This window comes from Demequina mangrovi (genome assembly GCF_000759715.1).
GTDB classification, from domain to species: domain Bacteria; phylum Actinomycetota; class Actinomycetes; order Actinomycetales; family Demequinaceae; genus Demequina; species Demequina mangrovi.
Genome location: NZ_BBLU01000003.1, coordinates 64,028 through 78,092, shown reverse-complemented (window position 1 = coordinate 78,092; position 14,065 = coordinate 64,028). Strand labels below are relative to the sequence as shown.

Below are 14,065 nucleotides of genomic sequence, written 5' to 3'. Positions count from 1 at the left end.
TGGTGCCGGCATCCAGCCGGCAGTAAGGAAGTAGAACCTTGCTCGACGTGAACGAGTTCGGCGATCTGCGCATCGGCCTTGCGACGGCGGAGGACATCCGCAACTGGTCGCATGGTGAGGTGAAGAAGCCCGAGACGATCAACTACCGCACGCTCAAGCCCGAGAAGGACGGCCTGTTCTGCGAGAAGATCTTCGGCCCCACCCGTGACTGGGAGTGCGGCTGCGGCAAGTACAAGCGTGTCCGCTACCGCGGCATCGTCTGTGAGCGCTGCGGTGTCGAGGTGACCCGCTCGAAGGTCCGCCGTGAGCGGATGGGCCACATCGAGCTCGCCGCCCCGGTGACTCACATCTGGTACTTCAAGGGCGTCCCGTCGCGCCTCGGCTACCTGCTCGACCTCGCCCCGAAGGACCTGGAGAAGGTCATCTACTTCGCGGCGTACATGGTCACCGAGGTGGACGAGGACGGCCGCCACGAGGACCTTCCCCAGCTCCGCAACGAGATGGAGAAGGAGAAGAAGGCCCTCGCGAACGACCGCGACGTCCAGATCAACGCCCGCGCCGAGAAGCTCGAGAAGGACATCGCCGAGCTCGAGGCCGAGGGTGCCAAGGCCGACGTGAAGCGCAAGGTCAAGGACGGCGCCGAGCGCGAGATGGCGAACATCCGCAAGCGTGCGGACGCCGAGATCGAGCGCCTCGAGACCATCTTCGACCGCTTCGCCAACCTCAAGGTCCAGGACCTCGAGGGCGACGAGATGCTCTACCGCGAGATGTCGCGCCGCTACGGCTCGTACTTCAAGGGCTCGATGGGTGCGGAGGCGATCCAGAAGCGCCTCCAGACCTTCGACCTCGAGGCCGAGGCGGAGCACCTGCGCGAGGTCATCGCGACCGGCAAGGGCCAGCGCAAGACCCGCGCCCTCAAGCGCCTCAAGGTGGTCAACGCGTTCCTCACGACCACCAACTCGCCCGAGGGCATGGTGCTCGACTGCGTGCCGGTCATCCCGCCGGACCTGCGTCCGATGGTGCAGCTGGACGGTGGCCGCTTCGCGACCTCCGACCTCAACGACCTGTACCGCCGCGTGATCAACCGCAACAACCGCCTCAAGCGTCTGCTCGACCTCGGTGCGCCCGAGATCATCGTGAACAACGAGAAGCGCATGCTGCAGGAGGCCGTGGACTCCCTGTTCGACAACGGCCGTCGCGGCCGTCCCGTCACGGGTCCCGGCAACCGCCCGCTCAAGTCCATCTCGGACATGCTCAAGGGCAAGCAGGGTCGCTTCCGTCAGAACCTGCTCGGCAAGCGCGTCGACTACTCGGGCCGTTCGGTCATCGTGGTCGGCCCGACCCTGAAGCTGCACCAGTGCGGTCTGCCCAAGCAGATGGCGCTCGAGCTCTTCAAGCCCTTCGTCATGAAGCGCCTGGTCGAGCTCAACCACGCGCAGAACATCAAGTCGGCGAAGCGCATGGTCGAGCGTTCGCGCTCCGAGGTGTGGGACGTCCTCGAAGAGGTCATCCGCGAGCACCCCGTGCTGCTCAACCGTGCGCCCACGCTGCACCGCCTCGGCATCCAGGCCTTCGAGCCCCAGCTGGTCGAGGGCAAGGCCATCCACCTGCACCCGCTCGTCTGCGGCGCGTTCAACGCCGACTTCGACGGTGACCAGATGGCCGTGCACCTGCCGCTGTCGGCGGAGGCTCAGGCCGAGGCCCGCGTGCTGATGCTCTCGAGCAACAACATCCTCAAGCCGTCGGACGGCCGTCCGGTGACCATGCCCTCGCAGGACATGATCATCGGTCTGTACCACCTGTCGCTCCTCAAGGAGGACGAGACCGGTGAGGGCCTCGTGTTCGGTTCGCAGGCGGAGGCGCTCATGGCGTACGACGCCGGCGCGATCTCGCTCAACGCGGAGATCTCGCTGCGCGTCGACGGTGAGACCGTCCCGCCGGTGGAGCACGTGCTGCCCGAGGGTCACGTCGAGGGCGAGCCGTTCATGCTCACCACGACGCTCGGTCGCTCGCTGTTCAACGACCTGCTGCCGGTGACGTACCCGTACGTCAACCGCAACGTCGACAAGAAGGTCCTCGGCGACATCGTCAACACGCTCGCCGAGCGCTACCCGAAGGTCGAGGTGGCCGCCTCGCTCGACGCCCTCAAGGCGGCGGGCTTCCACTGGGCCACCCGCTCGGGCGTGACCATCGCCATCGGCGACGTCGCGACCCCCGCGAACAAGCAGGAGATCCTCGAGCGCTACGAGGCCCTGGCCGCCAAGGTCCAGGACCAGTTCGACACCGGTCTCATCACGGACGACGAGCGCCGTCAGGAGCTCATCGAGATCTGGACCCAGGCGACCAACGAGGTCGACAAGGCCATGCGTGAGTCCTTCCCCAAGCACAACACCGTCCACACGATGGTCGGCTCGGGTGCGCGAGGAAACTGGATGCAGGTTCGTCAGATCGCCGGTATGCGCGGCCTCGTGGCGAACCCGAAGGGTGAGATCATCCCGCGTCCGATCAAGTCGAACTACCGCGAGGGTCTGTCCGTCCTCGAGTACTTCATCGCGACCCACGGTGCCCGCAAGGGCCTCGCGGACACCGCGCTGCGTACCGCGGACTCGGGCTACCTCACGCGTCGTCTGGTCGACGTCTCGCAGGACGTCATCGTCCGCGAGGAGGACTGCGGCACGGAGCGTGGTCTCGCGATGCCCATCGTCGAGGTCCTCGCCGACGGCACGAAGGTCAAGCACGACCGAGTGGAGACCTCGGTCTTCGCCCGCACGCTCGCGACGGATGTCCTCGACGCGGCCGGCGAGGTCGTGGCGAAGGCCGCCGCCGACATCGGCGACGTGCTCATCGACAACCTCATCGCGCAGGGCGTCGAGTCGGTCAAGGTCCGCTCGGTGCTCACCTGCGAGTCCGTGGTCGGCACGTGCGCGCGCTGCTACGGCCGCTCGCTCGCGACCCGTGAGCTCGTCGACATCGGCGAGGCCGTCGGCATCATCGCGGCCCAGTCGATCGGTGAGCCCGGTACCCAGCTGACGATGCGTACGTTCCACACCGGTGGTGTGGCGTCCGCGGACGACATCACGCAGGGTCTGCCGCGTGTCCAGGAGCTCTTCGAGGCCCGCACCCCCAAGGGTGAGGCCCCGATCTCCGAGGTCGCCGGTGTGATGAAGGTCGACGACTCCGAGGCGACCCGTCGCCTCGTGGTCACCCCCGACAACGGGGACGAGCCGGTCGAGTACCCGGTCACCAAGCGTTCGCGCCTCCTGGTCCAGGACGGCGAGCGCGTCGAGGTGGGCCAGCAGCTCGTCGCCGGTGCGGTCGACCCGAAGAACGTCCTGCGCATCCTCGGCCCGCGTGCCACCCAGAAGCACCTGGTGGACGAGGTCCAGAACGTCTACCGCTCGCAGGGCGTGGAGATCCACGACAAGCACATCGAGGTCATCGTGCGGCAGATGCTGCGTCGCGTGACCGTGCTCGACTCGGGTGAGACCAACCTGCTTCCGGGCGAGCTGGTCGAGCGCAGCCGCTTCGAGGGTGCGAACCGTGCGACGGTGACCGCCGGCGGCAAGCCCGCCTCGGCGCGTCCGGAGCTCATGGGCATCACGAAGGCGTCGCTCGCGACCGAGTCGTGGCTGTCCGCGGCCTCCTTCCAGGAGACCACCCGCGTCCTCACCGAGGCGGCGATGTCCGGCAAGTCGGACCCGCTCATCGGCCTCAAGGAGAACGTCATCCTCGGAAAGCTCATCCCCGCTGGTACCGGCCTCGCGCAGTACCGCACGGCGACGGTCGAGCCGACCGAGGAGGCCAAGGCCAACCTGTTCCCGACCTTCGGTTACGAGGAGTGGGACGGCCAGTACTTCGGCGAGGGCACCGGTCAGGCCGTGCCCCTCGAGGAGTTCGACATCCGAGACTGACATTCGACGGGGCCGGGCGGCACATGTCCGCTTTTGACGGCGGCGCGGAGCGCAGGTATCTTAGATGCTTGTGCCCGCGTCGCCGGGCCCCCGAGTCGCGCCCATGGTGCGATACCCGATGGAACGACACGCCCGGGCGCGGGGGTCGGGCCGATACGAGAAAAACGTTCCCGCAGAACCTCAGAGACACGGAGAAGTAGTGCCTACGATTCAGCAGCTGGTCAGGAAGGGTCGCCACCCCAAGGCCTCGAAGACCAAGACCCCGGCTCTTCAGTCGAGCCCCCAGCGTCGCGGCGTGTGCACGCGCGTCTACACGACCACCCCCAAGAAGCCGAACTCGGCCCTTCGTAAGGTCGCCCGTGTGCGCCTCTCGACCGGCATCGAGGTCACCGCGTACATCCCCGGTGAGGGCCACAACCTCCAGGAGCACTCGATCGTGCTCGTCCGCGGCGGTCGTGTGAAGGACCTCCCGGGTGTGCGCTACAAGATCGTCCGCGGCTCGCTCGACACCCAGGGCGTCAAGAACCGCAAGCAGGCTCGCAGCCGCTACGGCGCGAAGATGGAGAAGAAGTAATGCCTCGTAAGGGACCGGCCCCTAAGCGTCCGATCATCAACGACCCCGTGTACGGCGCCCCGGTCGTCACGCAGCTCATCAACAAGGTCCTCCTGGACGGCAAGAAGTCGACGGCCGAGGCCATCGTCTACGGCGCCCTCGAGGGCGTCCGCGAGAAGTCGGGCCAGGACCCCGTCGTCGTGCTCAAGCGCGCGCTCGACAACATCCGCCCCGCGCTCGAGGTCCGCAGCCGCCGTGTCGGTGGCGCGACCTACCAGGTCCCCGTCGACGTGCGCCCCGTGCGTCAGACCACGCTCGGCCTGCGCTGGCTGGTCGACTTCTCGCGCCAGCGCCGCGAGAAGACCATGACCGAGCGCCTCATGAACGAGATCCTCGACGCTTCGAACGGCCTCGGCGCCGCGGTGAAGCGCCGTGAGGACATGCACAAGATGGCCGAGTCGAACAAGGCGTTCGCGCACTACCGCTGGTAGTCGGCGCTCGTTCGTTCGCTCTTAAACCGAGGAGAATCACTCGTGGCACAGGACGTGCTGACGGACCTCAAGCGGGTCCGCAACATCGGCATCATGGCGCACATCGACGCCGGCAAGACCACCACCACCGAGCGCATCCTGTTCTACACGGGTGTGAACTACAAGATCGGTGAGACCCACGACGGTGCGTCGACGACCGACTGGATGGAGCAGGAGCAGGAGCGCGGCATCACCATCACCTCCGCCGCGGTGACCTGCTTCTGGAACGACAACCAGATCAACATCATCGACACCCCGGGTCACGTGGACTTCACCGTCGAGGTCGAGCGCTCGCTGCGCGTCCTCGACGGCGCGGTCGCGGTCTTCGACGGCAAGGAGGGCGTGGAGCCCCAGTCGGAGAACGTGTGGCGCCAGGCGGACAAGTACGACGTCCCCCGCATCTGCTTCGTCAACAAGATGGACAAGCTGGGCGCGGACTTCTACTTCACCGTCGAGACCATCGTGAAGCGCCTCGGCGCGCGACCGCTCGTGATCCAGCTGCCCATCGGCGCGGAGAACGACTTCATGGGCATCGTCGACCTGGTCGAGATGAACGCGAAGGTTTGGCCCGGCGACGCCAAGGGCGACGTGACCATGGGCGCGTCCTACGAGACCACCGAGATCCCCGCGGACCTCAAGGACAAGGCCGAGCAGTACCGCTCGGAGCTCCTCGAGGCCGTCGCGGAGTCGGACGACGAGCTGCTCGAGAAGTACCTCGGCGGCGAGGAGCTCACGCTCGCGGAGATCAAGGGCGCCATCCGCAAGATGACGATCGCCTCCGAGATCTACCCCGTGCTCTGCGGCTCCGCGTTCAAGAACCGCGGTGTGCAGCCGATGCTCGACGCGGTCATCGACTACCTCCCCGGCCCGACCGACGTGCCCGCCATCAAGGGTGTCGACGCCAAGGACGAGACGATCGAGATCGAGCGTCACGCCGACGCGAACGAGCCCTTCTCGGCTCTCGCGTTCAAGGTCGTGTCGCACCCGTTCTTCGGTCGCCTCACCTACGTGCGCGTCTACTCCGGTCACCTCGAGACCGGTGCCCAGGTCATCAACTCGACCAAGGGCAAGAAGGAGCGCATCGGCAAGCTCTTCCAGATGCACGCCAACAAGGAGAACCCGGTCGAGTCGATCTCCGCCGGCCACATCTACGCCGTGATCGGGCTCAAGGACACCACCACCGGTGACACCCTGTGCAACCCCGACCACCAGGTCGTGCTGGAGTCGATGACCTTCCCGGAGCCCGTCATCGACGTGGCCATCGAGCCCAAGACCAAGGGCGACCAGGAGAAGCTGTCGATCGCGATCCAGAAGCTCGCCGAGGAGGACCCGACCTTCCGCGTGCGCCTGGACGAGGAGACCGGCCAGACCGTCATCGGCGGCATGGGCGAGCTGCACCTCGACATCCTGGTCGACCGCATGCGTCGCGAGTTCAAGGTCGACGCGAACGTCGGCAAGCCGCAGGTCGCGTACCGCGAGACCATCCGCAAGACGGTCGACAAGTACGACTACACGCACAAGAAGCAGACCGGTGGCTCGGGCCAGTTCGCGAAGGTCCAGATCCGTCTGGAGCCGCTCGACGCCGACGCCGAGGTGCTGTACGAGTTCGAGAACGCCGTGACCGGTGGTCGCGTCCCGCGCGAGTACATCCCGTCGGTCGACGCGGGCATGCAGGCCGCCATGGAGCTCGGCATCCAGGCCGGCTACCCGGTCGTGGGCGTCAAGGCGACGCTGCTCGACGGCGCGTACCACGATGTGGACTCGTCGGAGATGGCGTTCAAGATCGCCGGCTCGATGGCCTTCAAGGAGGCCGCGCGTCAGGCGAAGCCCGTGCTGCTCGAGCCCATGATGGCGGTCGAGGTCCGTACTCCCGAGGAGTACATGGGCGACGTCATCGGCGACATCAACTCGCGTCGCGGCCAGATCCGCCAGATGTCGGACGTGTCCGGCGTCAAGGTGGTGGACGCGCTCGTGCCGCTGTCGGAGATGTTCGGTTACGTCGGCGACCTCCGGTCGAAGACGTCCGGTCGCGCCGTCTACTCGATGGTCTTCGACAGCTACGCGGAGGTCCCGAAGGCTGTGGCCGAGGAGATCATCGCGAAGACCCGGGGCGAGTAACCCCACCGGTTGAAAATCAGGAACAATAACGACCAGTAGGGATACGCCCCCGATGGCACCGGCCATCGACAATCGGATCCTCTACCCGAGTCTCACAACCCAATCAGGAGGAAGCCATCATGGCTAAGGCCAAGTTCGAGCGGTCCAAGCCGCACGTGAACGTCGGCACCATCGGTCACGTCGACCACGGTAAGACGACGCTGACCGCTGCGATCTCGAAGGTGCTGCACGACCAGTACCCGGACCTCAACCCGTTCACGCCGTTCGAGGACATCGACAAGGCTCCCGAGGAGCGCGAGCGCGGTATCACGATCAACATCGCGCACATCGAGTACCAGACGGAGAAGCGCCACTACGCGCACGTCGACGCTCCGGGTCACGCCGACTACATCAAGAACATGATCACCGGTGCGGCCCAGATGGACGGCGCGATCCTCGTGGTCGCGGCGACCGACGGCCCGATGGCCCAGACCCGTGAGCACGTGCTGCTCGCGAAGCAGGTCGGCGTCCCCTACCTGCTGGTCGCGCTGAACAAGTCGGACATGGTCGACGACGAGGAGATCCTCGAGCTCGTCGAGGTCGAGGTGCGCGAGCTCCTCTCCTCGCAGGGCTTCGACGGCGACAACGCCCCCGTCATCCAGGTCTCGGCGCTCAAGGCGCTCGAGGGCGACGAGAAGTGGGTCAAGTCGGTCCAGGACCTCATGAACGCGGTCGACGAGTTCGTTCCGGAGCCCGTCCGCGACATGGACAAGCCCTTCCTCATGCCGATCGAGGACGTCTTCACGATCACCGGTCGTGGCACCGTCGTCACCGGTAAGGTCGAGCGCGGCAAGCTCAAGATCAACTCGGAGGTCGAGATCCTCGGCATCCGCGAGCCGCAGAAGACCACCGTCACCGGTATCGAGATGTTCCACAAGCAGATGGACGAGGCGTGGGCCGGCGAGAACTGCGGTCTGCTGCTCCGTGGCACCAAGCGCGAGGATGTCGAGCGCGGCCAGGTCGTGGTCGCCCCCGGCACCACCACCCCGCACACCCAGTTCGAGGGCAAGGTCTACATCCTCAACAAGGATGAGGGTGGCCGCCACAACCCCTTCTACACGAACTACCGCCCGCAGTTCTACATCCGCACCACGGATGTGACCGGCGTCATCTCGCTGCCCGAGGGCACCGAGATGGTCATGCCGGGTGACACCACCGAGATGTCGGTCGAGCTCATCCAGCCGATCGCCCTCGAGGAGGGTCAGGGCTTCGCGATCCGCGAGGGTGGCCGTACCGTCGGTTCCGGCACCGTCACCAAGATCATCAAGTAAGTCCACGACTTACCTGAGCGAGGGCCTCCGCCTGACGGCGGGGGCCCTCGTCGCGTGCGGCGGACGATGCCGGGGGAGGGGCGGCGCGCCCGCCCGGCCCCGGCATCGTCCCCCGGCTCGTCGGCCGCTCCGCGGCGTGGCGGCCGGGACCTAGGACCGTTTGCACGCTACGCGCGAATCTGGCACAATATTCAGGTTGCCTATCGCGGGCAGCCGCACCTTCACCCACGGCCCGACTGAAAAGTCACGGCGCACGTGCGTCGCAGATACGCGACACGCCCGAGCGCGGGGGTCGGGGGAGATGACCATAGTTGTAACGAGAGATAAGGCAGACCACGCCATGGCGGGACAGAAGATCCGCATTCGGCTGAAGAGCTACGACCACGAGGTCATCGACTCTTCGGCCCGCAAGATCGTCGAGACGGTCACGCGCGCCGGTGCGTCGGTGGTGGGCCCCGTGCCGCTGCCGACCGAGAAGAACGTGTTCTGTGTGATCCGTTCGCCTCACAAGTACAAGGACTCCCGCGAGCACTTCGAGATGCGCACGCACAAGCGCCTCATCGACATCGTGGACCCGACGCCCAAGGCGGTCGACTCGCTCATGCGCCTCGACCTCCCCGCGGACGTCAACATCGAGATCAAGCTCTGACGAGCGATTCAGTACTGAGAAGTTAGGACTTCCCGAATCATGACTACGACTTCCAATGCCCAGCGCGCGGTCACCGCGCTGCTCGGTACGAAGCTGGGCATGACGCAGGTGTGGGACGCCGAGGGCCGCGTTGTGCCCGTCACGGTGATCCAGGTCGACACCAACGTCGTGACCCAGGTGCGGGGCGAGGCCACGGACGGCTACGAGGCCATCCAGCTCGCCTTCGGCTCCGTCGACCCGCGCCGCGTCACCAACCCCCTCAAGGGCCACTTCGAGGCCGCCGGCGTCACGCCGCGCCGCCACGTGGCCGAGGTCCGCACCGCCAACGCGTCCGAGTACTCGCTGGGCCAGGAGATCACCGCCGAGGTGTTCGAGGCCGGCCAGCTCGTCGACGTGACCGGCACCACCAAGGGCAAGGGCACCGCCGGTGTCATGAAGCGTCACGGCTTCTCCGGCGTGGGCGCCTCGCACGGTGCGCACCGCAACCACCGCAAGCCCGGCTCCATCGGTGGCGCGTCGACGCCTTCGCGCGTCTTCCGCGGCCTCAAGATGGCCGGCCGCATGGGTAACGCCCGCAAGACCGTCCAGAACCTCCTCGTCCACTCGGTGGACGCTGAGAAGGGCCTCGTGCTCGTCAAGGGCGCGGTTCCCGGCAACAAGGGCGGCGTCGTTCTCGTTCGCTCCGCTGTGAAGGGCGCGTGATAGCCATGGCTACCAACAAGACCGTCGAGCTTCCCGCCGACATCTTCGACGTTGACACCAACGTCCCCCTGATCCACCAGGTCGTCGTGGCGCAGCTCGCCGCCGCGCGACAGGGCACCCACGCCACCAAGACCCGCGGCGAGGTCCGCGGTGGTGGCCGCAAGCCCTACAAGCAGAAGGGCACCGGCCGCGCCCGCCAGGGTTCGACCCGTGCGCCGCAGTTCGCCGGCGGTGGCACCGTCCACGGCCCGCAGCCGCGCGACTACTCGCAGCGGACCCCCAAGAAGATGAAGGCCGCCGCGCTTCGCGGTGCCCTCTCGGACCGCGCCCGCGCCGGCCGCGTCCACGTCGTGGACTCGATCGTCTCGGGTGACACGCCGTCGACCAAGGCCGCCATCGAGGCGCTCGCCGCGATCACCGCGGGCCGTTCGGCCCTCGTGGTCATCGAGCGCTCGGACGAGCAGACGATCCTCTCGCTGCGCAACGCGGCGAGCGTCCACCTCATCGCGGTCGACCAGCTCAACACCTACGACGTGCTCGTGAACGACGACACGGTCTTCACCAAGGGTGCCTTCGACGCGTTCGTCGCCGGCCCCGCCACGGGCAAGTCCGTGAAGGCTGTCGCGACGGCGTCCGAGGCGGAGGAGAAGTAATGACCACGCTGAACAAGGACCCGCGCGACATCATCGTCCGCCCGATCGTCTCCGAGAAGACCTACGGCCTGATGGACGAGGGCAAGTACACCTTCGAGGTGGACCCGCGCTCGAACAAGACCGAGATCAAGATCGCGGTCGAGCAGATCTTCGGTGTGAAGGTCGCGTCCGTCAACACCATCAACCGCAAGGGCAAGACGCGCCGCACCCGCTTCGGCCTCGGCAAGCGCAAGGACGTCAAGCGCGCGATCGTCACCATCGCAGGCGACGCGGGCATCGACATCTTCAGCGGCCAGGCCGGCTAGAAGGACAGGTAAAGCACTCATGGCTATTCGCAAGTACAAGCCGACGACGCCGGGCCGCCGTGGCTCGTCCGTCGCCGACTTCGTCGAGGTCACCCGTTCGGAGCCCGAGAAGTCGCTCGTCCGCCCGCTGCACAAGAAGGGCGGCCGCAACAACACCGGTCGCATCACCACCCGTCACCAGGGTGGCGGTCACAAGCGCGCCTACCGCGTGATCGACTTCCGTCGTCACGACAAGGACGGCGTGCCCGCGACCGTCGCGCACATCGAGTACGACCCCAACCGCACCGCCCGCATCGCGCTCCTGCACTACGCGGACGGCGAGAAGCGCTACATCATCGCCCCCGAGAAGCTCGGTCAGGGCGACCGCGTGGAGAACGGCCCCGGCGCTGACATCAAGCCCGGCAACAACCTCCCGCTGCGCAACATCCCCGTCGGTACGGTCATCCACGCGATCGAGCTCAAGCCGGGCGGCGGCGCCAAGATCGCCCGCTCGGCCGGTGCCTCGGTCCAGCTCGTGGCGAAGGACGGCCCCTACGCGCAGCTGCGCATGCCGTCCGGTGAGATCCGCAACGTCGACCTGCGCTGCCGCGCGACGGTCGGCGAGGTGGGCAACGCCGAGCAGTCCAACATCAACTGGGGCAAGGCCGGCCGCATGCGCTGGAAGGGCAAGCGCCCGACCGTGCGTGGTGTCGTCATGAACCCGGTGGACCACCCGCACGGTGGTGGTGAGGGCAAGACGTCCGGTGGTCGCCACCCCGTCTCGCCGTGGGGCAAGCCCGAGGGCCGTACCCGCAAGCCCAACAAGGAAAGCGACAAGCTCATCGTGCGTCGCCGCAAGACTGGCAAGAACAAGCGATAAGGGAGCCTGGACATGCCTCGTAGCCTCAAGAAGGGCCCCTTCATCGACGACCACCTTCTCAAGAAGGTGGACGCCCAGAACGAAGCGGGTACCAAGAACGTCATCAAGACCTGGTCGCGTCGTTCGGTCATCACGCCGGACTTCCTGGGTCACACCTTTGCCGTGCACGACGGCCGCAAGCACGTCCCGGTGTTCGTCACCGAGTCGATGGTCGGCCACAAGCTGGGCGAGTTCGCCCCCACGCGCACGTTCAAGGGCCACGTCAAGGACGACCGCAAGGGCCGCCGCTAAGGCGCCTGAGCGAAGGTAAAGGGAGTTAGAAATGGAAGCCAAGGCGCAGACGCGGTACATCCGCGTGACCGCCCAGAAGGCTCGCCGCGTCGTGAACCTGGTCCGTGGTCAGAACGCTGTGCAGGCCTCGGCCTCGCTGAAGTTCCAGCCGCAGGCCGTCGCGACCGATGTGCGCAAGCTCATCGACTCGGCGATCGCCAACGCGCGTGTGAAGGCCGACAAGGCCGGCGAGCGCTTCGACGAGTCTGAGCTCGTCATCAAGGAGATCTTTGTGGACGAGGGTCCGACCATGAAGCGCATCCAGCCGCGCGCTCAGGGTCGTGCCAACCAGATCCTCAAGCGTTCCTGCCACATCACCGTCACCGTCGCGACCCCGGTCGCTGCCAAGTAAGGGGCCAAGTAATGGGACAGAAGGTCAACCCCCACGGCTACCGCCTGGGCATCACGACCGACCACCGTTCGCGCTGGTTCGCCGACTCGACCAAGAAGGGCGAGCGCTACCGCGACTACGTGGACGAGGACGTCAAGATCCGCAAGATGATGTCGGAGGGCCTCGAGCGCGCCGGCGTCTCGAAGGTGGAGATCGAGCGTACGCGTGAGCGCGTCCGCGTCGACCTGCACACCGCGCGTCCGGGCATCGTCATCGGCCGCCGCGGCGCCGAGGCCGACAAGCTTCGCGCCAACCTCGAGAAGCTGACGGGCAAGCAGGTCCAGCTCAACATCCTCGAGGTCAAGAACGCCGAGGTCGACGCGCAGCTCGTGGCGCAGGGCATCGCGGAGCAGCTCGCCTCGCGCGTGTCCTTCCGCCGTGCGATGCGCAAGGGCATCCAGTCCTCGCTCCGCGCCGGTGCCAAGGGCATCCGCGTGCAGTGCTCGGGCCGTCTCGGCGGCGCCGAGATGTCGCGTTCGGAGTTCTACCGCGAGGGCCGCGTGCCGCTGCACACCCTCCGCGCGAACATCGACTACGGCTTCTTCGAGGCCCGCACCACCTTCGGCCAGATCGGCGTGAAGGTGTGGATCTACAAGGGTGACATGACGGAGAAGGAGTGGGCCGCCGAGCAGGCGAAGGCCCCCCGTCCGCAGCGTGGCCGTGGTCGTGGCGACCGCGGTGACCGCGGCCCCCGTCGTGACGCCGCCCCCCGCCAGTCCGAGGCCCCCGCGGCCGAGGCCCCCGCTGCCGAGGCTCCCGCCGAGGCCGGTAAGGAGAGCTGACAATGCTTATCCCCCGTCGAGTGAAGCACCGCAAGCAGCACCACCCGAAGCGTTCGGGTGCTGCGACCGGTGGCACCACCATCGCCTTCGGTGACTTCGGCATCCAGGCTCTCGAGCCCGCCTACGTCACCAACCGCCAGATCGAGGCGGCGCGTATCGCGATGACCCGCCACATCAAGCGTGGTGGAAAGGTCTGGATCAACATCTACCCGGACCGCCCCCTGACCAAGAAGCCTGCCGAGGTCCGCATGGGCTCCGGTAAGGGTTCCCCCGAGTGGTGGGTCGCGAACGTGAAGCCCGGTCGGGTCATGTTCGAGCTCGCCGGCGTCCCGGAGGAGCTTGCTCGCGAGGCCATGCGCCGCGCGCAGCACAAGCTCCCCATGAAGACCCGCTTCGTTTCCCGTGAGGGTGGTGACATCTAATGGCCATCGGTACCAAGGACCTCATGCCGTCCGAGCTGGACGCGATGGAGAACGAGCGCCTGGTCGAGGAGCTCAAGAAGGCCAAGGAGGAGCTGTTCAACCTGCGCTTCCAGTCGGCCACCGGCCAGCTCGAGAACCACGGTCGTCTCAAGGCCGTCAAGCGCGACATCGCGCGCATCTACACGATCCTGCGTGAGCGCGAGCTCGGTATCCGCACCGCGCCCTCCGCGAAGGCATAAGGAACAGATATGTCGACCAAGAAGCACACGACGGCGACCGAGGAGCACCGCGCGTACCGCAAGACGCGCCGTGGCTACGTGACGTCGGACAAGATGGACAAGACCATCACCGTGGAGATCGAGGACCGCGTCAAGCACCCGCTCTACGGCAAGGTCATGCGCCGTACCAGCAAGATCAAGGCCCACGACGAGGCCAACACCGCCGGCATCGGCGACCTCGTCGTCGTGATGGAGACCCGTCCGCTGTCCGCTTCCAAGCGGTGGCGTCTGGTCGAGATCGTCGAGAAGGCCAAGTAACTACTAGTTCGACC

At 66.7% G+C, this 14,065-nt stretch carries 15 protein-coding genes and 1 pseudogene; all 16 read left to right on the top strand.

The features are described 5' to 3' along the window. The first annotated feature begins 38 nt into the window (after positions 1-38). The 16 genes and pseudogenes from TR42_RS03690 (at position 39) to rpsQ (ending at position 14,051) form a co-directional block, all read left to right on the top strand. The gene (locus TR42_RS03690; RefSeq protein WP_042213195.1) at positions 39-3,911 is read left to right on the top strand and encodes a DNA-directed RNA polymerase subunit beta'; all 3,873 of its coding nucleotides are present in this window, start codon (positions 39-41) and stop codon (positions 3,909-3,911) included. Positions 3,912-4,110: 199 nt separating this feature from the next. Then, the gene (rpsL, locus tag TR42_RS03685; RefSeq protein WP_042213193.1) at positions 4,111-4,485 is read left to right on the top strand and encodes a 30S ribosomal protein S12; all 375 of its coding nucleotides are present in this window, start codon (positions 4,111-4,113) and stop codon (positions 4,483-4,485) included. Then, positions 4,485-4,955 (top strand): 30S ribosomal protein S7, encoded by a 471-nt coding sequence (rpsG, locus tag TR42_RS03680; RefSeq protein ID WP_042213191.1) that lies wholly within the window; start codon positions 4,485-4,487, stop codon positions 4,953-4,955. Before rpsL ends, rpsG begins: the two co-directional genes overlap by 1 nt. Positions 4,956-4,997: 42 nt before the next feature. Then, positions 4,998-7,112: an elongation factor G gene (gene fusA / locus TR42_RS03675; protein ID WP_042213189.1), complete on the top strand. Its 2,115-nt coding sequence runs from the start codon at positions 4,998-5,000 to the stop codon at positions 7,110-7,112. A gap of 119 nt (positions 7,113-7,231) precedes the next feature. Beyond that, positions 7,232-8,422, top strand: a complete 1,191-nt coding sequence (gene tuf / locus TR42_RS03670; RefSeq protein ID WP_042213187.1) for an elongation factor Tu — start codon at positions 7,232-7,234, stop codon at positions 8,420-8,422. Positions 8,423-8,762: 340 nt separating this feature from the next. Then, entirely contained in the window at positions 8,763-9,071 is a 309-nt protein-coding gene (rpsJ, locus tag TR42_RS03665; protein ID WP_042213186.1) for a 30S ribosomal protein S10, read from the top strand. A gap of 39 nt (positions 9,072-9,110) precedes the next feature. Continuing rightward, positions 9,111-9,773, top strand: a complete 663-nt coding sequence (rplC, locus tag TR42_RS03660; protein WP_042213184.1) for a 50S ribosomal protein L3 — start codon at positions 9,111-9,113, stop codon at positions 9,771-9,773. 5 nt (positions 9,774-9,778) lie between these two features. After that, positions 9,779-10,426, top strand: coding sequence for a 50S ribosomal protein L4 (rplD, locus tag TR42_RS03655; protein WP_042213179.1), 648 nt, complete (start codon positions 9,779-9,781; stop codon positions 10,424-10,426). After that, positions 10,426-10,731 (top strand): 50S ribosomal protein L23, encoded by a 306-nt coding sequence (gene rplW / locus TR42_RS03650; RefSeq protein ID WP_042213178.1) that lies wholly within the window; start codon positions 10,426-10,428, stop codon positions 10,729-10,731. Before rplD ends, rplW begins: the two co-directional genes overlap by 1 nt. Positions 10,732-10,750: 19 nt before the next feature. Beyond that, a complete protein-coding gene (rplB, locus tag TR42_RS03645; protein WP_042213177.1) occupies positions 10,751-11,590 on the top strand; it encodes a 50S ribosomal protein L2 in 840 nt (279 codons plus the stop codon). Positions 11,591-11,602: 12 nt separating this feature from the next. Beyond that, positions 11,603-11,881 (top strand): 30S ribosomal protein S19, encoded by a 279-nt coding sequence (gene rpsS, locus TR42_RS03640; RefSeq protein WP_042213173.1) that lies wholly within the window; start codon positions 11,603-11,605, stop codon positions 11,879-11,881. 31 nt (positions 11,882-11,912) lie between these two features. Beyond that, positions 11,913-12,272, top strand: a complete 360-nt coding sequence (rplV, locus tag TR42_RS03635) for a 50S ribosomal protein L22 (protein ID WP_042213171.1) — start codon at positions 11,913-11,915, stop codon at positions 12,270-12,272. An 11-nt stretch (positions 12,273-12,283) separates the two neighbouring features. Then, positions 12,284-13,093, top strand: a complete 810-nt coding sequence (gene rpsC, locus TR42_RS03630) for a 30S ribosomal protein S3 (protein WP_042213169.1) — start codon at positions 12,284-12,286, stop codon at positions 13,091-13,093. A 2-nt stretch (positions 13,094-13,095) separates the two neighbouring features. Then, on the top strand, positions 13,096-13,515 hold the full coding sequence (gene rplP, locus TR42_RS03625; protein ID WP_042213163.1) for a 50S ribosomal protein L16: 420 nt from the start codon (positions 13,096-13,098) through the stop codon (positions 13,513-13,515). Beyond that, positions 13,515-13,745, top strand: a pseudogene (rpmC, locus tag TR42_RS03620) (50S ribosomal protein L29); the annotation flags it as partial. The gene rplP and the pseudogene rpmC, both read left to right, overlap by 1 nt. A gap of 18 nt (positions 13,746-13,763) precedes the next feature. Further along, positions 13,764-14,051, top strand: a complete 288-nt coding sequence (gene rpsQ, locus TR42_RS03615) for a 30S ribosomal protein S17 (RefSeq protein WP_042213157.1) — start codon at positions 13,764-13,766, stop codon at positions 14,049-14,051. The last annotated feature ends 14 nt before the right edge of the window (positions 14,052-14,065 follow it).

Excerpts from the sequence above, each read along its gene's own strand:
- rpsG (WP_042213191.1), top strand. The coding sequence starts at position 4,485 with ATGCCTCGTAAGGGACCGGCCCCTAAGCGTCCGATCATCAACGACCCC.
- tuf (WP_042213187.1), top strand. The coding sequence starts at position 7,232 with ATGGCTAAGGCCAAGTTCGAGCGGTCCAAGCCGCACGTGAACGTCGGC.
- rpsJ (WP_042213186.1), top strand. The coding sequence starts at position 8,763 with ATGGCGGGACAGAAGATCCGCATTCGGCTGAAGAGCTACGACCACGAG.
- rplC (WP_042213184.1), top strand. The coding sequence starts at position 9,111 with ATGACTACGACTTCCAATGCCCAGCGCGCGGTCACCGCGCTGCTCGGT.
- rplD (WP_042213179.1), top strand. The coding sequence starts at position 9,779 with ATGGCTACCAACAAGACCGTCGAGCTTCCCGCCGACATCTTCGACGTT.
- rplW (WP_042213178.1), top strand. The coding sequence starts at position 10,426 with ATGACCACGCTGAACAAGGACCCGCGCGACATCATCGTCCGCCCGATC.
- rplB (WP_042213177.1), top strand. The coding sequence starts at position 10,751 with ATGGCTATTCGCAAGTACAAGCCGACGACGCCGGGCCGCCGTGGCTCG.
- rpsS (WP_042213173.1), top strand. The coding sequence starts at position 11,603 with ATGCCTCGTAGCCTCAAGAAGGGCCCCTTCATCGACGACCACCTTCTC.
- rplV (WP_042213171.1), top strand. The coding sequence starts at position 11,913 with ATGGAAGCCAAGGCGCAGACGCGGTACATCCGCGTGACCGCCCAGAAG.
- rpsC (WP_042213169.1), top strand. The coding sequence starts at position 12,284 with ATGGGACAGAAGGTCAACCCCCACGGCTACCGCCTGGGCATCACGACC.
- rplP (WP_042213163.1), top strand. The coding sequence starts at position 13,096 with ATGCTTATCCCCCGTCGAGTGAAGCACCGCAAGCAGCACCACCCGAAG.
- rpsQ (WP_042213157.1), top strand. The coding sequence starts at position 13,764 with ATGTCGACCAAGAAGCACACGACGGCGACCGAGGAGCACCGCGCGTAC.